This window comes from Lelliottia jeotgali, from assembly GCF_977070485.1.
The window spans coordinates 354,163-373,802 of record NZ_CDRVFO010000002.1 but is presented as its reverse complement, the minus strand read 5'-3'; the positions used below and the strand labels follow the sequence as shown (position 1 = coordinate 373,802).

Below are 19,640 nucleotides of genomic sequence, written 5' to 3'. Positions count from 1 at the left end.
GGGCTTTCATGCAGTCGGGGAAATTGAAGATACCGGACAGGGGTGAAAAAACACCCTTTCCCGGATTGGCCCTACAGCCACCTCGCCAATCTCCTCATACCCCTGCCGCTCATAAAATGGGAGGTAATGCTCGTTGCCCGAATCCAGCACCACGCCTTGGGTGTTGGGGTCTTCTGCGCACCAGTCGTGCACGGCCTGTAACAATTGTTCGCCGTAGTGCTGACCGCGAAACGCCGGGTGCACGCCAAGAAGCGGCAACATGTGGACCTGCTCTGTTGGCAGGCAACCGACAAGCGCCGCCTGGTAATCCATGTAGCGTCGCGTGCAACGTTGCCCGGTACCCAGCAGCATGCGCAGGCGCCAGGCCCAGCTGTCGGCCACGCCTAACCTGCGCTGCGGAGGTACGATCAGCGCCAATGCTATCAGGCGGTCATCCAGCAACAGGCCAATGGCCGGTAACTGCAGGTAGAAATGCTGTCGTACCCACTCGCGCACCATTACCCGCAAGCGTCGTTCATAGCCAGGGCGCTGGGCCTCGAAGATGTAGGCAAAGGTGGGCTCATTCAGGTAGGCGTTGTACAGCAGTGAGCGTGCCTCACGGCTATAGCCATCATCGAGTGTGCAGATGCGAGCCTGGGCGGCAGTGGCTTCGGGCATTGCGGGCAGTCCTCCTGGAATGGGCATACAGTGCCTTGGATGAGCCCCACGGCGCATCGTTCCCCCTTGAGTGCACGTTAGCAGCGCCTTCGCAAAGCCGCCACGCTGGTGATCAGGGACGATGTCGGCTAGGATCCGGCCTTTTACCGGGATTGTCTTTCCATGAAGATCGTCTGTTTCAACATCAACGGCCTGCGTGCCCGCCCGCACCAGCTGGCGGCGCTGATCGAAAAGCATCAGCCTGACGTGATCGGCCTGCAGGAAACCAAGGTCAGCGACGATCAGTTCCCCTTGGCCGACGTACAGGCCCTGGGCTACCACGTGCACTACCACGGCCAGAAAGGCCACTACGGCGTCGCCCTGCTCTCGCGCCAGGCGCCGCTGAGCCTGTTCAAAGGCTTTGCCACAGACGAAGAAGACGCGCAGCGCCGTTTCATCTGGGGCACGTTCGCTGATGCCAATGGCACGCCGATCACCATCATGAACGGTTATTTCCCGCAGGGCGAAAGCCGCGACCATCCCACCAAGTTTCCGGCCAAGCAGCGTTTCTACAGCGACCTGCAGGCGTTGCTGGAGGGGCAGTTCAAGCAGGACCAGCCCGTGCTGGTGATGGGCGACATGAACATCTCGCCCCAGGACTGCGACATCGGTATCGGTCCTGACAACGCCAAACGCTGGTTGAAAACAGGCAAATGCAGCTTCCTCCCCGAGGAGCGCGAGTGGATGGAGCGCCTCAAGGGCTGGGGGCTGGTGGACAGTTTCCGCCACCTGCACCCTGAAGTAACCGACCGTTTCAGTTGGTTCGATTACCGCAGCCGCGGCTTCGAGGACGAACCCAAACGTGGCCTGCGCATCGACCTGATCATGGCTTCGCAGCACCTAGTGCCGCGGATCAAGGCGGCGGGTGTGGACTATGAACTGCGCGCGATGGAAAAACCCTCGGACCATGCACCGATCTGGCTGGAACTGAGCTGACTGGCTCCGGCGCCTTGCGAGTGAGGCAGCCCAACGCCTGTAGTGTGAACCTGCTTGCAGCGATGCAGGCGCTGCGGTGCATGGCACCGGCTTTGCCGGTGATCGCCGGCAAGCCGGCTCCCACAGCGGGCACGTTGCGACAGAGCCTGACTGGCGCTAAAGGCCTAAACGCAAGGCCTCCCCCACACCCGCCCCGCGCACATCATCTGCCGCACTGACCAGGGCAAAGTTGTAGGCTCCATGCGACCAGTACCTCGCCTCCAGCTGGCCATCGACACGCTGCCCTTGCGGCATACGCTCGAAACGCTCGCCAGGTGAGCGCAGGAACAGGCTGATGCGCTGCCCTTGACGGTCCTGGAACACCAGCAACGCCGCCGGCCCTTGCTCATTGCTCAACAATCGTGCGCCCACAGGCTGGAACCCGTAACCGGTCAAATCAGGCAATTGCCCCACCCTGCTGAAATGCCTGCCCAGCCAGTGACGCAGCTGCGTCGGGTCACTTGCCTGGATATCCAGCGCCTCACTGCCGGCGAACAAGCGATGCGCCTGGAGCGCATCGGCCATGGGTAACTCGCTCCCTGCCAGCGTGACCTGCCGCGCCTGCCAACCGCCAACCCCGCCCACGCCCAGGGCCAGCAGCAGCACAGCAGCCGAAGCCAGCCGACGCTGGCGCCGTTGACGCACACGACGCTGTAACTGGCCCAGATCCAACTGGGCCGCCCTGGGTTGATCGCCAAACCCGGCCAGGGCCGTGCGCAAGCGTCGAGCATCGTTGCGCCAGGCCTCGATACGCGCAGCTTGCTGAGGGTTGGCCGTCAGCCAGGCCTGCACCTCGGCACGTCGCGTCGGCTCGAGTCGATCGTCAACATAGGCATGCAGTTCGTCTTCGCTGGGTATCAGGCGCGTCATTTCAGTCTCCGCAAGGCTGGGGGCTGGGGGTTGCCCTCAGTCAGTTCACGCAAGGCGGCACGGGCACGTGACAGGCGCGACATCACCGTGCCAATCGGAATGCCCAGTGCTTGGGCCGCCTCCTTGTAGCTCAGCCCTTCGACACTCACCAACAGCAACAAGGCACGCTGTTCGGTCGATAGCCGGGCAAAGGCTTGCAGGTCGGCCTGGGCCAGAACGATGTTTTCGATGTTGCCGCCGAGTACTTCGCTCTCCTGCTCGGCGCGGCCGAACCACGATAGCCACCGGTTGTGCAGGCGCTCACGGCGTTTACCGTCGAGAAACAGCCGGTAAAGAATGGTGAACAACCAGGCACGCAGCGCATCACCATCACGTTGCTGGCTGCTGCGGCTGAGGGCACGCTCTACAGTGCCCTGCACCAGGTCGTCGGCGCTGCCCGGGTCGCGGCTCAGCCACAAGGCAAAGCGGCGCAGGCGCTGCAGCAACTCGCGCCACTGCTGTTCGTCCAGGTCGTGCATGGCAAGGTACCGGCTCGGGGGTTGTCAGTGTAGGGGGCAGACGCGCCGCCACAAAATTTATTCCCACCGATGGAATAAATATTTCCCTGCCCCGTCGTACCGGCATCTTCACTGAACCGGATGAACACCATGAACTCACCCTTGCACGGCCCGGACAAGGCCCTGCGCCTGGCCGGCATTGGCGCCGTGATGCTGGCTTTGGGCGCGGGCTTTGCCTACGCCGCAGGCTGGATCGGCGGGCCGCAGCTGACGCCGCAACGCATCATCGACACCTTCGAAGCCCAGGCCGGCCACTACCCGGGCTATCGCAAGAACCACGCAAAAGGCCTGTGCGTCAGCGGCTACTTCCAGCCCAGCGGCCAGGCCGCCACGCTGTCCACAGCACGTGCGTTCACTCAGGATCGCGTACCGGTAATCGGCCGTTTCGCCATCGGTGGCGCCAACCCGTTCGCCCCCGATACGGGCGTGCCGGTGCGCAGCCTGGCAATTGAGCTGAGCACCGACGACGGCCAGGTCTGGCGCACCGGGATGAACAATCCGCCCGTGCTGGCGATCAGCACACCACAAGGGTTTTACGACCAGGTGCTGGCCAACGCGCCAGACCCTGCTACCGGCAAGCCGGACCCGGCAAAGCAGCAGGCCTTCTTTGCCGCCCACCCGGAAAGCGCGGCCTTCCGCCAATGGGCCGCAAGCTATAAACCCAGCGACAGTTTCGCCAACACCCAGTACCACAGCATCAATGCCTTCCGTCTGATCGATGCCAGTGGCGCTGCGCACCCAGTGCGTTGGCAACTCGAGCCGCAAACGCCTTTTGCTGCCCTGCCCGGCAAGGTCGACGACAAGCAGTTCCTGCAGCATGACCTGCAGCAACGCCTGACCCAGGGCCCGTTGCGCTGGACCCTGCGGCTTGTGTTGGCCAACCCCGGCGATGCGCAGGACGACCCGGCGCAGCCCTGGCCCGCCGAGCGGCGCAGCGTCGATGCCGGCACCCTGGTCATCGAACAGGTGGATGCCCCGGAGCAAGGCGCTTGCCGTGACCTGAATTTCGACCCGTTGATCCTGCCCACCGGCATTCAGCCCTCCAATGACCCGATTCTCGCTGCCCGTTCGGCGGCCTACTCGGAGTCCTTCAACCGCCGCAGCCGCGAAGCCCTCGGCGCAGGAGCCCGCCCATGAAACCCGAAGCCTTCCACCCCCTTGCCCGCTTGGTGCATTGGCTGATGGCGATTCTGATCATCGCCATGCTGTTCATTGGCGTGAGCATGGTTGGCGACCTGTCGCTGCGCCACCCGGTGCTGGTAGAGTTGCACAAGGCTACGGGCCTTGGGCTGCTGCTTCTGGTGATCGTGCGTATCGGCCTGCGCCTGAGCCTTCCTCACCCTCCTCTACCAAAGGACCTGCCTGCGCTGCAGCGGCTCGCCGCAGGCGCATCGCACCTGTTGCTCTACGCTTTGATGCTGGCAATGCCGCTCTTGGGCTGGGCCATGCTGTCGGCAGGCGGCTATCCTCGCCCGCTGCAACTGCCCGCGATCGCCCCGCACGACCTGCAACTCTACGCAATGTTGCGCCAGGCGCACGGCTGGGCCGGCTACCTGTTGTTCGCTACGGTGCTGGTGCACCTGGGCGCTGCGCTGATGCATGCACTGGTGCGCCGGGACGGGGTATTGCGTAGCATGTGGCCAGGGCCGCTGCGCCGCAGTGACTGACGGCATGCGGTGCATGGGCAGGCCCGACGAACGATGAATGTTCTCATCAATCTGCACGCCGTCTGTTCAACTGCCCTGGACTGCCCAATGAATGTCGCCAAGGACCCTGCCACACTGACCACCGCCAGTACACTGGACACGCGCCCGTTGCTGCTGGCCAACATGGCCTGCACCATGTCGATGATGGCGTTCGTCGCCTTGATCGGGCCAATCGCCCGCCTGCTCGGCATGGCCACCTGGCAAGCCGGCGCTGCGGTGACTGTGTCAGGTGTGGTCTGGGTGCTGCTGGCCCGCCCCTGGGGGCGCGCAGCCGACCGCCTGGGCCGCCGGCGCATCCTGCTGCTGGGCAGTGCCGGCTTCACGGTGGCGTATTGGCTGCTGTGCCTGTTCGTCGAAGGCGCATTGCGCTGGATGCCGGGGGCTAGCTTGGCGTTCGTCGGCCTGATGCTCGCGCGCGGCTGCATCGGCGCCTTCTACGCGGCCATCCCGGTGGGCTGCAATGCGCTGATCGCCGACCATATAGGGCCACAACAGCGCGCCCGGGCCATGGCATCGCTGGGTGCAGCGAATGCTGTGGGCCTGGTACTCGGGCCAGCGCTTGCGGCATTGCTGGCACGGCACAGCCTGAGCCTACCCTTCCATGTGATGTCGCTGCTGCCTGCCAGTGCGTTTCTGGTCCTGCTGTTCAAACTCAAGCCACAGCCACTGGCCCATCGCCATGCGCCCAGCCCGGTGCACTTGAGCGACCCGCGCCTGCGCCGGCCTCTGCTGGTGGCCTTCAGCGCGATGCTCAGTGTGACGGTGTCGCAGATCATCGTCGGCTTCTTCGCCCTCGACCGCCTGCAGTTGGGGCCGGCAGAGGCCGCCCAGGCTGCCGGCATCGCCCTGACCACCGTCGGGGTGGCACTCATCCTGTCACAAATCATCCTGCGCCAGCTCGAGTGGCCACCGCTGAAAATGATCCGTGTTGGCGCCAGCGTTTCGGCACTGGGCTTTGCCGCCGGTTCGCTGGCTACCAGCGCGCCGTGGCTGTGGGGGTGCTATTTTGTCGCCGCCGCTGGCATGGGCTTTGTCTTCCCGGCGTTCTCAGCACTTGCCGCCAATGCCATGCACGCTTCAGAACAGGGCGCCACCGCTGGCTCCATCGGCGCAGCTCAAGGCATGGGCGCGGTGATCGGCCCGCTGGCCGGGACGCTGATCTACGCCCTCGACCCACGCCTGCCATTTCTGGTAGTGGCTGTGCTGTTGTTGCTGGTCGGGCTATGGCCGATGCCGCGCTCGCGGGCCTGACAAGCACAGCGCGCGAGCGTGCATAGTGTGTTTTAATGCGCCCATTATTTTAAACACCTCTGATTACAAGGCGGCTATGGACACGGGGACACGACTCAAACTGGTGCGTGAACGCAACAACCTTTCCCAACGCGAACTGGCCCGCCGCAGCGGGCTGACCAACTCGACCATTTCGCAAATCGAGCAAAACCGCGTCAGCCCATCGGTAAGCTCCCTGAAAAAACTGCTCGAAGGCATCCCGATGACCCTGGCAGAGTTCTTCAGCTTCGACGAGCCGGTACGGGAAGAGCGCTTCGTGTTCCGCGCCTCCGAGCAGCCCGACCTGGGCCGCAATGGCCTGCGCATGCTGCTGGTCGGTGCCAGCGTAGAGGCACGGCAGATGCGCATGCTGCGTGAACTGTATGCACCGGGTGCCGATTCGGGTGAACCGATCGTGCACGCCGAGGGCGAGGAATGCGGGCTGGTCACACGGGGCACCGTGGAACTGTGGGTCGATGGCCAGGTCAGCGTTCTCAACTCCGGCGACGGTTATTACATCCCCACCACCCTGCCGCACAGCTTCAAGAACATTGGTCAGGACGAGGCGGAGATCATCAGCGCCAACACGCCGGCCAACTTCTGATCCAAGGCCCAATGGGCCTGGCTGTTCGCGGGCAACACCGCGAACAGCCCGCTGCGCTCAAAGCTTCAGTGCATCCGCCACGAAGTCCAGACGATCCTGACCAAAGTACATCTGCCCATCGACAAAACAGGTCGGCGCACCAAACACCCCGCGTTCCACAGCCTCTTCTGTGGCCTGTTTCAATGCCGCCTTCACCTCTGCGTCGCCAGTCAGCAACTGAAATTCAGCGGCGGTAAAACCGTTTTCAGCGAGCACCTGCTCCAATACGGCGGCATCACCAAGATTGCGCCGTTGTGCCCATAACCCGTTGAACAGCGCCGCCAACAAGGCTTCGAAGCGTTCCGGCGTGCGCAACTGCGTGCCTACCAGGCCACGCATCAAGGCCAAGGTGTTGATGGGAAAGCCAGGCGGCAGCCCGAACGGCACGCCATAGCGCGCGGCAAACCGCCCCAGGTCTGTGAACATGTAGCGCCCCTTGGCGGGGATCATCACTGGCGACGCATTGCCTGTGGCCTGAAACACACCGCCAAGCAACATCGGCCGATAACGCAACGTTGCGCCATGGCGGACGCACAGTGCCGGCAGCTGGGTCCAGGCCAGATAACTGGCGGGGCTACCCAGGTCGAAAAAGAACTCCACAGTCTTGCTCATGCAACGCACTCCTTGAGGGGGCAGGGCTTACCAGCGCTCCATCCACGGGCGCAGGTCGAGTTCGAAGGTCCAGGCGTCGCGTGGTTGTGCGTGCAGGAACCAGTAGCTGTCGGCAATGTGCGCCGGATCCAGAATGCCGTCCTGATCCTTGAGGGCGTAGCGTTCGGGGAAACTGTCACGGATGAATGCGGTGTCGATGGCGCCATCCACCACCACATGGGCAACGTGGATATTACGCGGCCCCAACTCACGCGCCATGCTTTGCGCCAAAGCCCGCAGGCCATGTTTGGCTCCGGCGAAGGCCGCAAACCCGGCTGCGCCACGGGTGCCCGCGGTGGCACCGGTAAACAGGATTGTGCCGCGCTCACGCACGACCATGCGCCGCGCCACCGCCTGGGCGGTGAGAAAGCCTGCGAAACAGGCCATTTCCCAGATCTTGAAGTACTTGCGCGGAGTTTCCTCAAGGATGCTACAGGGGACATTGGCGCCAATATTGAAAACGAAGGCTTCGATCGGCCCGATATCGCGCTCGATGGTTTCGACAAGCTCGGCGACTTCATCTTCCTTGCGTGCATCGGAGGCGAAACCGTGTGCCTGGCCGCCGGCAGCACGGATCTCTTCCACCAAGGGTTGCAGTTTGTCGACCTGACGCCGTGTGACGCAGGCGATGTACCCCTCGCGGGAAAAGCGCTTGGCGATTTCACCGCCAGTGGCATCTCCCGCACCGATCACCAGCACCACTTTTTTTTGTTCTGTCATGCGCGCCTCAATTGATGAACGATCGTTTAGTAAACGAACGCTATGTTACGATCCCCGGCAACGTCAAGCCCGCCCGTGAGGTTTTCAGGTGCGCTACTCAACTGAACACAAGCAACAAACCCGTGACAAACTGCTAGCCAGCAGCGGCGCACTGGCCAAGCGCGGCGGTTTTGCCAGCACCGGCGTGGCCGGGCTGATGAAAGCCATCGGCCTGACCGGTGGCGCCTTCTACAACCACTTCCCGTCCAAGGACGACCTGTTTACCGAAGTGGTCCGTCAGGAGCTTTGCAACAGCCCGCTGGCACGCCTGGCCAATCAGGGCGCCAGCCGCGAACGCCTGGCGCGCTGCCTGCAGCAGTACCTGAGCCTGGCGCATCTGCACAATGCCGAGGGCGGCTGCCCGTTGCCGCCACTGGGGGTGGAAATCGCCCGCGCCGAACCGCCGGTGCGTGAAGAAGCCGAGCACTGGCTGGTGAAACTGCACGCTGCGTGGAGCCAGACGCTGGAGGATGAAGCCTTGGCCTGGGTGCTGATCAGCCAGTGTGTCGGGGCGCTGGTGGTCGGGCGCATGCTGGCCAGCGAGTCGGTTCAAACCCAACTTCTGCAGGCCAATCGAAGTAGCGTCGAAAGGGCTCTGAATGAGAGCTGCTAGCCTGCTGTGTGCAATGTTGCTGAGCACTGCGGCCTCTGCCGAGCAGGCCTGCCCACCGGGGCAGTATCAGGTCTGCCTGATGGGTTGCTTCTGCGCGCCGATCGACCTTGGCCAGGCCGGCCAGGTGCTAAAGGACGTCGAGGTCATGGCCTCCAGCAGCCTGGCCTTCGCCTTGCGCCAGGCCCGCGATGAAGCTACCGCCAACGGCAGTGAACCGATCCCCTTGCACATACGGGCCCAGCTCGAGGGCTGGTATGACTTTGCCGTGCTCGATGCAGCGCGCTTTCGGGTTGGCGACGAGCAGCAGATCAGCGCCGCCAATGCCCTGCTGCAGAATCCGGATGTGAATGCGGTGACGCTGATCGACACGATCATCTTCCGCCATGCCAGTGATGCAGAGGACAACGTGGCACTGTGGGCGCATGAGCTCAAGCATGTGCAGCAGTACCAGGAACTGGGGGTAGAGGAATTCGCCCGGCGCTATACGCGCAACTACGAGACGCTGGAAGAGCCCGCCTACAAAATCGAGGCCGAGGTGGGCAAAGCCTTGCGCCAGCGCAGTTCGGGGCAGGCTCGTTAGTGTTTACCGGCCTGCTCGCGGCCAGACCCGCGCGCAGGCCGGTAAAGTGATGTCCATCAGGAGGAAGCAGTAGCCCCCTCACCCTCCTCCACCCGGCTGGCATACCGCTGCGCCAGCACCGCACACACCATCAACTGGATCTGATGGAACAGCATCAGCGGCAAGATCATGGCCCCGATGCCACTGCCCACGAACAGCACTTGCGCCATTGGCACGCCCGTAGCCAGGCTCTTCTTGGAGCCTGCAAACAGGATGGTGATGCGGTCTTCAAGGCTGAACCCCAATGCCTTGCCCAGCAGACGCGTACCGAGCAGCACCACCGCCAGCAAAATCCCACACACCGCGAACAACCCCGCCAGATGCTGCGCCGATACCGTGTGCCACAAGCCCGTCACTACCGCCTCGCTGAACGCGGTGTAGACCACCAGCAGGATCGAACTCTGATCAACCAGTTTGAGCCAGCGCGCATTGCGCTTGACCCATGCGCCGATCCAGCGGCGAGCGATCTGCCCGGCGACGAAGGGCACCAACAGCTGCAGGGTAATTTTCAACACTGCATCCAGCCCCGAACCGGTATCCCCCCCAGCCCCCAACAGCAACATCACCAGCAGCGGCGTCAGGAAAATCCCGATCAGGCTGGAGGCCGCTGCACTGCAGATGGCTGCCGGCACGTTGCCGCGGGCCAGCGACGTGAAGGCAATGGCCGACTGCACGGTGGCCGGCAAAGCGCAGAGGTAGAGGACGCCCAGATACAACTCGTTGCCCACCAGCGGCACGAACAGTGGCTTGAAAGCCAGGCCGAGCAACGGGAACAGCACGAAGGTGCAGGAGAACACCAGCAAGTGCAGACGCCAGTGCCCGGCACCGGCGATTATCGCCTCGCGCGACAGTTTGGCACCGTGAAGGAAGAACAGCAGACCGATGGCCAGGTTGGTCAACCAACCGAAATACACCGCGCCATCGCCCGAGCAGGGCAGCACAGTGGCGATCAGCACCACCCCGAGCAGGGCCAAGGTGAAGTTGTCGAACAGCATGCGCAAATACTTCATAACAGTTTCCGTCTTGTCGTTGTGCAAGAACAGACGATATGGTTCTGGGCTTTTTCCCGCTAACGCCGGAACCCCCACCGGTATCGCTCAACGGACACAAACTGAAAAGGATCTTTGTATGCACTTCGCTTCCCTCACCGCCGCTACCGCACTGGCCTTGATCGCCACCAGTGCAAACGCAGCCGATCCACTGCAGGCGCAGGTGGACGACATCATCCGCCCACTGATGCATGACCAGGACATCGCCGGCATGGCCGTAGGCCTGTACGTAAACGGCAAGGCGCACTACTTCAGCTACGGCGTGGCCAGCAAGGCCGACAACAGCCCTGTCACCGCCGATACGCTGTTCGAGATCGGCTCATTGAGCAAGACCTACACCGCTACCCTTGCCGCACTGGCCAGCGCCGAAGGCAAGCTCGATCTCGACGCACCGGCCCAACGCTACCAGCCAGCCCTTGCCGGCACATCGTTGGGTAAGACCAGTGTGCTCGAACTGGGGGCGTACAGCGCCGACTGCCTGCCACTGCAGTTCCCTGACTCTGTCCAGACGGACGAGCAAGCCCTGGAATTTTTCAGAACCTGGAAGCCCCGTGCCGAACACGGCACCCAGCGCTGCTATTCCAATCCCAGCCTGGGACTGTTCGGCGACTTGGCGGCACGCGCGCAGCAGCAGCCATTCGCTGAACTGATGACCAAAAGCCTGTTGCCGCAAATGGGCCTGAAACACACCTACCTGCAAGTACCTGCCAGCGCGCAGGGCCTCTATGCCCAAGGGTATGACGCGCAGAACCGGCCGGTGCACGTCAGCCCGGGCCCGTATGCCGATGAGGCCTACGGAATCAAGACCAGCGCCAGCGACCTGCTGCGCTACGTGCGCCTGCACATGCAGCCAGCCGAGCTATCGCCTGCGTTGAGAAAGGCGGCCGCCATCACCCAGGCGGGCTATTTCCAGGTCGGCGCAATGATCCAAGGTCTGGGATGGGAGCGCTACCCCTACCCCGCAGCGCTCGATACGCTGGTCGATGGCAACAGCTCGCGGATCGTTCGCGAACCTCAAGCCACCCAGCGTCTGAACCCGACACGCCCCGCCCTGCCCCAGGCCTGGTACAACAAGACCGGCGCCACAAGCGGCTTTGGTGCCTATGCCGCGTTCATTCCTGCCGAAGGCAAGGCCATCGTTCTTCTCGCAAACCGCAATTATCCCAACGAAGAGCGCGTGCGTGCAGCCTACCGGATCCTCTCCAGTATCGACCGCTGAAAGGCACTCCGAGCAGGATTGTCCGACAAGATGTAGTGGCAAAAAATATTCACTACAAAACGGTTGACGCCATTCATCGCGCTTGGGCATGATGAAGCTGTCTCCCCGATCGGGAGCGGTGGCAAGGGTGTTCCAGATGGTCTGCGCGGTAACGCAGGCCGTCCGTGGAGAGGGAACTGTCCAAAAGGCAGCGTGAGAAAGCCCCTGTTGCGATGCTGCTGTAGCAGCCTTGGTAGTGCGCTACATGCTGTAGCGCCAACTGTGAAAATCACCAACAAAAACGGGTAATGGGGGCTTTATGATGAACTTGAACAACAATCCCACAATTGACCAACTGGCCCAGCTGTTTGCCATGCGCAAGGACAGCCTCGACGACCATCTGCTGTGGGTCAGCCAAACCGGCGAAGTGCGCCTCGACCGCCTGCCGCCGAACACCATCGAAGATGAATTTGAAGAGCACCTGCCCAGCATGCGTGCCCGCTTCAAGGTCTACCGCCGAGGCCAAGGCTACGTCGGCAAGAAGGCCGCCGCCGACACCGAGTTCGTTGGCCGCGTGCTGCAGACCCTGCAACAAGAATGGCCCGCCGCCCGTGAGCGGCAGGCAGTCAAGGTGATCGAGCCGCTCAACTGACCCTTCATTGGGCTGCCACACCACTTCCTGAGCCCGGCCCGAACAGGCCGGGCTTTTTCATGCCTGGCGACGCTGTCGCTGCGGCAATGCCAATGCGCCGGTCGCCAGCGCCCTGGCCCGCTCAACGCCCCATACCATGGCTCGTGTCATGGTCTCACCAGGCCGTGCCGGGTAGTACTCTTCAAGCAACGCTTTGCCGTCCAGGCCGTATAGCCCGAGGAACAGTTGCGTGGCGCCCAGCCGTGACAGGCGCACCTGGACATCGATGGTGGTGCCATCGCTCAGTGCTTCATCGTGGCTGCGGCAGTGCAATTGCGCATCGGCCCACTGCCAGTAAGTCTCTTCCCTGACCCGCATGCAAACATCACTCCTTTCCTGAGATCCCGGGCAGAAGACCACAGTTGCATCGATTCGGCGAGCACAACCCAGCGTTACCATGAGCAAGATCAAACAAGGAACTAAAAAACCCCGCAACTGGTGCGGGGTTATGTGAACGGGGTCACTTTCTCGGCGCAACCCTCGGCGTGAAGCGGCCCTTTTTGCTGCGTTGCAGATGTGCCGGTTGCAGCTGCTCCGAATCATCCAGCGTCATGTGGGCAAAGCCCAGGCGAAACGCTGCCTGACCGCAGCGCACCTGGCTGTTGATGGGGAACGCATCATTCATGTCTTCGAAAAAGGACTCACTCATGCCCCGTCTCCATTTCAGTGGCGACCGCGCCGGCAAGTAAAGGGTTTTGCCTGGAAAAACGCAGCCTGTGAAAGTGAGACTAGCCGGTCATTTACGGACCGCTCGGGCAAAACACCCGGAGCCGACCAATGGCACAATGCCTTTATTTAAGGCGCACAGCGGTGCCCGTGGCGAACACTACAACCATGCCGCCTTGCACCGAGGGCATGCTGATTTCGAAATCCACACCCACTACTGCATCGGCTTGCAACTGCCATGCCCGTGCTTTCAATTCTTCGGTCGCCTGCTCGCGGGCGAGGCGTAGTGCGCCTTCCAGCGTCTGGGAGCGGCCGCCGAAAAAGTCGCGAAATCGTGCAAAGAAATCGCGCACGAAGTTGATGCCTTGCACCGATTCGGAGCTGACTACGCCAAGGTACTCAGCAATCGGCCGGCCTTCGAGCTGGCTGGTGGTGGATATGATCATGGGGGCTCCGGTGGCGTGACAAAAGAGCCCGAGTCTAACAAAGCATCGGCCCTTCGGGTTTACCCGGGAGAGGGCCGAACGGCTCTACACAATCGTTATTGAGCGCTCGCAGCCCGTAACCGCTGCCCAAGCTTGGGTCCGAACACATTGACCAGCAACCCTAGCATCACCAACAGCGCCCCCCACCCCTGCACCGCCGTAAGCCGCTCCCCCAGCAACCAGGCGGAAGAACTCAAGCCAATCACCGGCACCAGCAACGAGAACGGCGCGACCTTACCCGCCGGGTGCCGCGACAGCAGCGTGCTCCACAAGCTGTAGCCGAGCATGGTGGCTACGAACGCCAGGTAGATCAGCGCCAGCACCGAGCTCCAGCTGATATTGGCCAACGCATGGCCGATACGCTCGGGCCCTTCCAGCCACCAAGACAGGGCCAAAAATGGCAGCGGCGGGATCAGCCCGCCCCATATCACCAGGGCAACCAGGTCGACCGAGCCAAACCGCCGCGTGATGATGTTGCCCATGCCCCACATCGCACCTGCGCACAAAGTTAGCAGCAGGGCCACCATCGGCACGTGGCCACTGTCCTCGCTGCCGATCAGCGCCAGCCCGCTGGCTGCCACCAGCAAACCCAGCAGGCTCGCCAGGCGCAAGCGCTCCCCGAGAAAAAGCGCGGCAAACCCGAGGGTGAAGAAAGCCTGTGATTGCAACACCAGTGACGCCAGGCCTGGCGGCATGCCGCTGTACATGGCCTGGAAGAGGAAGGCGAACTGCCCCAGGGAAATCGTGGCGCCATAGGCGATCAGCCAGCGCCACGGCAGTTTCGGCCGCTTGACCAGCAAGATCGCCGGGAACGCAACCAGCAGAAAGCGCAATGCCCCCAACAACATCGGAGGCAGGCCATCAAGGCCTACCTTGATGACCACGAAATTGACTCCCCAGGCGACGATCACCACCAGAGCAATCAGCAGGTCCTTGAGCGGCATTGCAGCTTCCTTCTTCAGGCGTTCTAGACATATTTCGTTACAGCATAAAGCCATTTGCGCATGCTGGACCGGCACAGTTAGGCTTCGGCCTTGCGCAACAGTACAGATAATCTGGATCGCGCCTGGGCATTCACCCAGACTCAAACTCCCTGTAACGTTGCACAGCGCGACCAGTGCATGCCCTGTGGGCCGTTTCGGTGACCCAGCGGTCAAGCGCCACTTTCGTTTCAATCAGGCCACACCATGACCGATATCGCAGGGCAACTTGACCCTCCCCTGTTACCCGTCGACCAGCCTCGGGTAGTGGTTTTCGTTGCCTACCCCGCCATGGGCCTGCTCGACCTCAGCGGCGCGCAAACCGTGTTCTGGGCAGCCACCAAGGCCATGGCCGAGCGCGGTCTGCCCGGCTACCGCCTACATACCGCCAGCCTCGACGGTGGCCTCCAGCCAACCGCCGAAGGCCTGGTGGTGGCCACCGAGCGCCTGGATGACGCCATGGCCCAGGCCGTCGACACACTGATCGTACCCGGCGCGCCGGACATCATCCGTAGCCTTCCCCAGCACGGCCCACTGGTGGCCTGGCTGCGCCGCGCCAGCCTGCACGCCAGGCGTACGGCGTCTGTCTGCAGCGGCACTTTCCTGCTGGCCAGCGCCGGCCTGCTCGACGGCCGGCGCGCTGCCACCCACTGGGCCATGTGCGAGGCGTTGCGCCGTGACTTCCCGGCCGTGCAGGTGGACCACGAATCGATCTTCGTTCAGCAAGGCACCGTGTGGACCTCGGCGGGTGTGAGTGCAGGGATCGACCTGGCCCTGGCGCTGGTCGAAATGGACTGCGGCCGCGACGTCGCGATGCAGGTGGCGCGCGAACTGGTGGTGTTTCTCAAGCGCCCGGGCGGCCAGGCGCAGTTCAGCGAATTGCTCAAGCTGCAAGGCCAGCAGTGCGCGGAGTTCGAAGCCCTGCACCTGTGGCTCAATGAGCACTTGGGCGACCCACGCCTGAGCGTCGAGCGCCTGGCCGAACAGGCGCATATGAGCCTGCGCAATTTCACCCGGGTGTACAAACTGAAGACCGGCCGCACACCGGCCAAGGCGATCGAGGTGTTCCGCCTGGAAGCGGCCCGGCGCCAGCTGGAAAACACCGACAGCCACATCGAGCAGGTCGCCCGTCTGTGCGGCTTCGGTAGCGAAGAACGCATGCGCCTGGCCTTCCAGCGCCACCTGGCTGTAACCCCGCGCGACTACCGTGCACGCTTCGCCCGCAGCGTGCCGCTGGCCGAAATTCAGGGTTCTTTGGCCTAGGGCCCGCGCTTCGTCGCCCGTAGCATCGTTGATCGCATACAAGGGCTACCTTGTTCTATCCGGACCTTCCAGGAGCACAACGATGAAAAACATCCTGATCATTGGCGCAGGTTTCGCCGGCCTGTGGAGCGCCCTGAGCGCTGTCCGCCAACTGGACCTGCATGGCCGTACGGATATCGAGGTGACGCTGCTCGCGCCTCAGCCCGAATTGCATGTGCGCCCACGGTTCTACGAGCCCGACGTACACACCATGGCTGCACCGTTGCAGGCGTTGTTCGAGGCGGTGAGTGTGCGTTTCGTGCAGGGCACGGCGTTCCACATCGACGAAGCCGGCAAGCGTGTGAGCTACCGCACCCAAAGCGGCACCGAGTGCAGCCTGCCCTACGACCGACTGATCATGGCCTGTGGCAGCGTTCTCAACCGCCCGGACATGGTCGGTATCGAACATGTCTTCGATGTCGACAAGATCGACAGTGCCGCACGCCTTGAGGCCCACCTCAAGTCCTTGGCCAACCTGCCCGACACCCCTGCCCGCAATACAGTGGTGGTGGCGGGCGGCGGCTTCACCGGCATCGAGACCGCGACCGAATTGCCATCGCGCTTGCGCAAGATCCTCGGCGAGCAGGCACGGCTGCGCGTGGTGGTGGTCGACCGCGGCGTGAAAATCGGTGCAGCCCTGGGCGAGGGCATTCGCCCCTCTATCGAACAGGCCTGCGCGTCACTGGGTATCGAATGGATCTGCGCGGCCACCGTGGCTGCGGTCGACCCCGAAGGCGTACTGCTGGACAACGGCCAGCGCATCGAGGCCAGTACAGTGATCTGGACCGTGGGTTTCAAGGCCAACCCGTTGACCGAACAGATCAGCGGCGAACGCGACCGTCAAGGCCGCCTGCATGTGGATGGCAACCTCAAGGTCAAGGGCAACGATGCTGTGTATGCGGCCGGTGACGTGGCCTACGCAGCCTGCGATGACGCGGGCAACTACGCGGTGATGTCCTGCCAGCATGCCATCCCGCTCGGGCGTTACGCAGGCAACAACGCTGTGGCCGAACTGATTGGGGTGGCGCCAATGCCCTACAGCCAGCCCAAGTACGTAACCTGCCTCGACCTGGGTGCCTGGGGCGCGGTGTACACAGAAGGCTGGGAGCGCACGGTCTCGCCGCCCACTGACAAGGCCGAAGCCAAGGTGCTGAAGTCGCAGATCAACTCGATCTGGATCTATCCGCCGGCAGCCGAGGACCGCCAGGCCGCACTGGCGGCGGCGGACCCGACCATTCCAGTGGCCTGACCCCGCACACAGGGCCCACGTTTGATAGCCCGGCAAAGCCGGTGCCGTGCAAGCGACTCAATCCCGCTCGAAGAAGCTTGGGCCCTTTTCCTTCAGCAGCGCCACCATCACTCCGGCCGCCGGCGACAGGTAGGCGTCGGTGCGCACCGACACCGCGACTGTCCGGCGCATGGTGGTTTGCTGCAGCGGCACCTCGCGCAACCACGACATCCCTAACCCGTGCTCCAGCGTTTCCCGTGCGACAAAGCTGAGCAGTTGCGTGCGGGCGATCAGCCGTGGCAACAGTGAAATCGCGTTGGTTTCGACTTGCACTTGCGGCGCCGGCAACTGGTGGCTGATGAATACATTATCGATCCAGCGCCGCGCTGTAACGGTCGGCCCTGCCAGCACCCACCGGTACTGGCAGAGATCCTTCAGCTCGATGGGCCCGCAGAACACCGGATGCTCGGCGCTGGCCACCACGATCGCCTCATCCTCAAGGATGGCATGCGTGGTGAATTGCGGGTCATCGGCAAGCTGCGGCGAAATGATCACATCCAGGCGCCCCGCCCGCAGCGATTCCTTGAGTACATCGTCCTGCGCGATGGACAGCTTCAGGGTTACCTCAGGCGCCCGTTCGAGCAAGGCGGCAGTCAGGTGAGGCAGCAAGTGGTCGGCCATGCTCGCCGCGCAGCCCAGGCGAATGTTACCCACCAGCCCATTGGCAAAATCACGTACCTCTCGCTCGGTTTCGGCGATGTTCAGTTGCAGCTGCCTGCCACGCGCTACCAATAGCTGGCCGACATCCGTGAGTTTGATGCGGCGGCCGTCGCGCTGAAATAACCGGGCGCCCAGCGACTCTTCAAGCCGTTGAATGCTCTTGGTCAGGGCCGGCTGGCTGCGGTTGAGCTTTTCTGCGGCTCGGCCCAGATGGCCGAGTTCGGCGATGGTTTCGAAGTAGGTGAGATCGCGCAGGTCCATGATTCATGAATTTCAGTTATGGATTCATCAAAAGTAGAAAATAGACTTGATCGATTACGCAGTCGATAATTTTCTGCGCTGGCGCTGCCAGCCCGCGCTGTCGCTACGCAAGGAGTATCCCGGTGCAGACTGCCCTCTCAGGCTCTTCCAGAACCCCCATCCTGTGGCTAGCCCTGCTGACCTGCGCCGGAGCCTCCGGCCAGCTGCTGCATGCCATGGCTGTACCGGCCGGCTTGTTCCTCGGCCCCATGCTGGTAGCCATTGCGTTTGGCGTATCCGGAGCACGCTTGAGCATGCACCGCCAGGTATTCCGGTTCGGCCAAGGCTGTGTTGGCCTGCTGGTTGCGCACTCGGTGACCTGGGCTGTAATGGTCTCAATGGCGCAGTCCTGGCACCTGATGCTGCTGGCCACCTTCATTACCGTTGCCCTGAGCGCCCTGGTCGGGCTCGGTACCGTGCGCTTCGGTGGCATACCTGGCAGCACGGCTGCGTGGGGTACCGCGCCGGGCGCGGCCTCGGCCATGGTATCGATGGCCGAGGAAAACGGCGCTGACGCCCGGGTGGTGGCGACCATGCAGTATGTGCGGGTGGTGTGCGTGGTGATGATCGGTGCACTGGTCAGCCACCTGCTGGGCGCTACGCAGGGCAACGGCGCCGCGGCCAGTTCACCGGCGGTGCTGCAAAGCCCGCACCTGTTCGACGCGGTGCTCAGCGTTGGCGTGGTGCTGATCGGTGTGCTGGTGGGTAGCCGCATGCCGGCCGGCGCCCTGCTGATGCCGCTTTTGCTCGGCGGTGCGCTGCAACTGAGCGGCGTGCTGACGATCACCCTGCCCGAACCACTGCTGGCCTTCGCCTACGGCGCCATCGGTTGCTACATAGGCCTGCGCTTTGACCGGCAGACCGTGCGCTATGTCTGGAAGCGCTTGCCGACGATGATCGCCGGCGCCATGGCCTTGATCATCCTGTGTGCCGCCTGTGCCTGGGTACTGGCAATCGCCATGGACACCGACTTTTTGTCGATGTACCTGGCCACCAGCCCCGGCGGGCTGGATGCCATGGCGATTATCGCAGTCGAAACCCACGCCGATGTCGGGCTGGTGCTGGCGATGCAGACCTTGCGCCTGTTTGGCGTGATTATTACCGGCGCCTTCTGTGCACGGCAGATCATTCGGTTGACACAGGCATGACCTGCCTCATGCGCGCCCTGCGCTGACGGTCAGCCGCGCAACGCCGCCTCGATTGCGGCCACATCGATCTTGCCCATGTCCAGCATCGCCTCGAACGCCCGCTTTGCCGCCGCCCGGTCCGGGTTGCCGATGGCTTCGATCAGGATCCTTGGGCAGATCTGCCAGGATATTCCCCACTTGTCCTTGCACCAGCCGCAGACGCTTTCCTGTCCACCATTGCTGACGATGGCGTGCCACAGTCGGTCGGTCTCGGCCTGGTCCTCAGTGCTGACCTGAAACGAAAATGCCTCTGAGTGGCTGAACGCCTTGCCGCCATTGAGCCCCACGCAAGGGATGCCCATTACGGTGAATTCGACCGTGATCACATCACCCGCCTTGCCCGAGGGGTAATCACTCGGTGCCTGGTGTACCGCGATCACCTCGCTGTCGGGAAAAGTGCTGGCGTAGAAGTTCGCAGCGTCTTGCGCGTCGTGATCGAACCACAGGCAAATCGTGTTCTTGGCAGTCATGGCATA

General features: G+C 62.9%; 24 protein-coding genes. 12 read left to right on the top strand and 12 right to left on the bottom strand.

All coding sequences use genetic code 11. The annotated features are described in order from the left end of the window. Positions 1 to 6: 6 nt before the first annotated feature. On the bottom strand, positions 7 to 657 hold the full coding sequence (locus ACW4TB_RS04215; RefSeq protein ID WP_012314254.1) for a GNAT family N-acetyltransferase: 651 nt from the start codon (positions 655 to 657) through the stop codon (positions 7 to 9). Positions 658 to 819: 162 nt separating this feature from the next. Between ACW4TB_RS04215 and xthA the strand changes: the two genes are divergently transcribed. After that, positions 820 to 1,632, top strand: coding sequence for an exodeoxyribonuclease III (gene xthA / locus ACW4TB_RS04210; RefSeq protein WP_012314253.1), 813 nt, complete (start codon positions 820 to 822; stop codon positions 1,630 to 1,632). A gap of 156 nt (positions 1,633 to 1,788) precedes the next feature. On the opposite strand, the gene ACW4TB_RS04205 is transcribed toward xthA, so the two are convergent. Together ACW4TB_RS04205 and ACW4TB_RS04200 are read right to left on the bottom strand one after the other, a co-directional pair. Further along, positions 1,789 to 2,541: an anti-sigma factor family protein gene (locus ACW4TB_RS04205; protein ID WP_012314252.1), complete on the bottom strand. Its 753-nt coding sequence runs from the start codon at positions 2,539 to 2,541 to the stop codon at positions 1,789 to 1,791. Beyond that, entirely contained in the window at positions 2,538 to 3,059 is a 522-nt protein-coding gene (locus tag ACW4TB_RS04200; protein WP_012314251.1) for a sigma-70 family RNA polymerase sigma factor, read from the bottom strand. Before ACW4TB_RS04200 ends, ACW4TB_RS04205 begins: the two co-directional genes overlap by 4 nt. A gap of 129 nt (positions 3,060 to 3,188) precedes the next feature. Here ACW4TB_RS04200 and ACW4TB_RS04195 point away from each other — a divergent pair, with 129 nt between their 5' ends. The 4 genes from ACW4TB_RS04195 (at position 3,189) to ACW4TB_RS04180 (ending at position 6,677) form a co-directional block, all read left to right on the top strand. Continuing rightward, positions 3,189 to 4,235, top strand: coding sequence for a catalase family peroxidase (locus ACW4TB_RS04195; RefSeq protein ID WP_012314250.1), 1,047 nt, complete (start codon positions 3,189 to 3,191; stop codon positions 4,233 to 4,235). Continuing rightward, positions 4,232 to 4,765, top strand: coding sequence for a cytochrome b (locus ACW4TB_RS04190; RefSeq protein ID WP_012314249.1), 534 nt, complete (start codon positions 4,232 to 4,234; stop codon positions 4,763 to 4,765). Before ACW4TB_RS04195 ends, ACW4TB_RS04190 begins: the two co-directional genes overlap by 4 nt. Positions 4,766 to 4,852: 87 nt before the next feature. Further along, on the top strand, positions 4,853 to 6,055 hold the full coding sequence (locus tag ACW4TB_RS04185) for an MFS transporter (RefSeq protein ID WP_279933097.1): 1,203 nt from the start codon (positions 4,853 to 4,855) through the stop codon (positions 6,053 to 6,055). 76 nt (positions 6,056 to 6,131) lie between these two features. Further along, positions 6,132 to 6,677, top strand: coding sequence for a cupin domain-containing protein (locus ACW4TB_RS04180; RefSeq protein WP_012314247.1), 546 nt, complete (start codon positions 6,132 to 6,134; stop codon positions 6,675 to 6,677). A gap of 57 nt (positions 6,678 to 6,734) precedes the next feature. Here ACW4TB_RS04180 and ACW4TB_RS04175 read toward each other — a convergent pair whose 3' ends face one another. Further along, positions 6,735 to 7,328, bottom strand: a complete 594-nt coding sequence (locus tag ACW4TB_RS04175) for a 2-hydroxychromene-2-carboxylate isomerase (protein ID WP_254467744.1) — start codon at positions 7,326 to 7,328, stop codon at positions 6,735 to 6,737. Positions 7,329 to 7,355: 27 nt separating this feature from the next. After that, complete coding sequence (locus ACW4TB_RS04170; RefSeq protein WP_254467743.1) at positions 7,356 to 8,087, bottom strand: SDR family oxidoreductase; 732 nt, start codon at positions 8,085 to 8,087, stop codon at positions 7,356 to 7,358. An 88-nt stretch (positions 8,088 to 8,175) separates the two neighbouring features. Between ACW4TB_RS04170 and ACW4TB_RS04165 the strand changes: the two genes are divergently transcribed. Together ACW4TB_RS04165 and ACW4TB_RS04160 are read left to right on the top strand one after the other, a co-directional pair. After that, positions 8,176 to 8,739, top strand: a complete 564-nt coding sequence (locus tag ACW4TB_RS04165; protein ID WP_012314244.1) for a TetR/AcrR family transcriptional regulator — start codon at positions 8,176 to 8,178, stop codon at positions 8,737 to 8,739. Next, entirely contained in the window at positions 8,726 to 9,319 is a 594-nt protein-coding gene (locus tag ACW4TB_RS04160) for an eCIS core domain-containing protein (RefSeq protein ID WP_254467741.1), read from the top strand. Before ACW4TB_RS04165 ends, ACW4TB_RS04160 begins: the two co-directional genes overlap by 14 nt. A gap of 56 nt (positions 9,320 to 9,375) precedes the next feature. On the opposite strand, the gene ACW4TB_RS04155 is transcribed toward ACW4TB_RS04160, so the two are convergent. After that, complete coding sequence (locus ACW4TB_RS04155) at positions 9,376 to 10,368, bottom strand: bile acid:sodium symporter family protein (protein WP_254467740.1); 993 nt, start codon at positions 10,366 to 10,368, stop codon at positions 9,376 to 9,378. Positions 10,369 to 10,486: 118 nt separating this feature from the next. Here ACW4TB_RS04155 and ampC point away from each other — a divergent pair, with 118 nt between their 5' ends. Then, positions 10,487 to 11,626: a class C beta-lactamase gene (gene ampC, locus ACW4TB_RS04150; RefSeq protein WP_279933084.1), complete on the top strand. Its 1,140-nt coding sequence runs from the start codon at positions 10,487 to 10,489 to the stop codon at positions 11,624 to 11,626. A 298-nt stretch (positions 11,627 to 11,924) separates the two neighbouring features. Then, positions 11,925 to 12,257, top strand: coding sequence for a hypothetical protein (locus ACW4TB_RS04145; protein ID WP_012314240.1), 333 nt, complete (start codon positions 11,925 to 11,927; stop codon positions 12,255 to 12,257). 57 nt (positions 12,258 to 12,314) lie between these two features. Here ACW4TB_RS04145 and ACW4TB_RS04140 read toward each other — a convergent pair whose 3' ends face one another. The 4 genes from ACW4TB_RS04140 to ACW4TB_RS04125 form a co-directional block, all read right to left on the bottom strand. Beyond that, positions 12,315 to 12,614 (bottom strand): hypothetical protein, encoded by a 300-nt coding sequence (locus ACW4TB_RS04140; protein ID WP_012314239.1) that lies wholly within the window; start codon positions 12,612 to 12,614, stop codon positions 12,315 to 12,317. A gap of 142 nt (positions 12,615 to 12,756) precedes the next feature. Continuing rightward, positions 12,757 to 12,945 carry a hypothetical protein gene (locus ACW4TB_RS04135; RefSeq protein ID WP_012314238.1) on the bottom strand — a complete coding sequence of 63 codons (189 nt, stop codon included), beginning with the start codon at positions 12,943 to 12,945 and terminating at the stop codon, positions 12,757 to 12,759. Between the two features lie 142 nt (positions 12,946 to 13,087). Further along, positions 13,088 to 13,408 carry a YbjQ family protein gene (locus tag ACW4TB_RS04130; RefSeq protein ID WP_279933083.1) on the bottom strand — a complete coding sequence of 107 codons (321 nt, stop codon included), beginning with the start codon at positions 13,406 to 13,408 and terminating at the stop codon, positions 13,088 to 13,090. Between the two features lie 95 nt (positions 13,409 to 13,503). Next, positions 13,504 to 14,391, bottom strand: a complete 888-nt coding sequence (locus ACW4TB_RS04125) for an O-acetylserine/cysteine exporter (protein ID WP_012314236.1) — start codon at positions 14,389 to 14,391, stop codon at positions 13,504 to 13,506. A 243-nt stretch (positions 14,392 to 14,634) separates the two neighbouring features. On the opposite strand from ACW4TB_RS04125, the gene ACW4TB_RS04120 reads away from it, so the two are divergent. Continuing rightward, positions 14,635 to 15,690, top strand: a complete 1,056-nt coding sequence (locus ACW4TB_RS04120; protein ID WP_279933080.1) for a GlxA family transcriptional regulator — start codon at positions 14,635 to 14,637, stop codon at positions 15,688 to 15,690. An 82-nt stretch (positions 15,691 to 15,772) separates the two neighbouring features. Next, positions 15,773 to 16,978: an NAD(P)/FAD-dependent oxidoreductase gene (locus ACW4TB_RS04115; protein WP_254467737.1), complete on the top strand. Its 1,206-nt coding sequence runs from the start codon at positions 15,773 to 15,775 to the stop codon at positions 16,976 to 16,978. Between the two features lie 57 nt (positions 16,979 to 17,035). On the opposite strand, the gene ACW4TB_RS04110 is transcribed toward ACW4TB_RS04115, so the two are convergent. Further along, entirely contained in the window at positions 17,036 to 17,938 is a 903-nt protein-coding gene (locus ACW4TB_RS04110) for a LysR family transcriptional regulator (protein WP_254467736.1), read from the bottom strand. Between the two features lie 122 nt (positions 17,939 to 18,060). Between ACW4TB_RS04110 and ACW4TB_RS04105 the strand changes: the two genes are divergently transcribed. Next, positions 18,061 to 19,125: an AbrB family transcriptional regulator gene (locus ACW4TB_RS04105; RefSeq protein WP_012314232.1), complete on the top strand. Its 1,065-nt coding sequence runs from the start codon at positions 18,061 to 18,063 to the stop codon at positions 19,123 to 19,125. A 29-nt stretch (positions 19,126 to 19,154) separates the two neighbouring features. On the opposite strand, the gene ACW4TB_RS04100 is transcribed toward ACW4TB_RS04105, so the two are convergent. After that, entirely contained in the window at positions 19,155 to 19,634 is a 480-nt protein-coding gene (locus ACW4TB_RS04100; RefSeq protein WP_042111416.1) for a VOC family protein, read from the bottom strand. Positions 19,635 to 19,640: the final 6 nt, after the last annotated feature.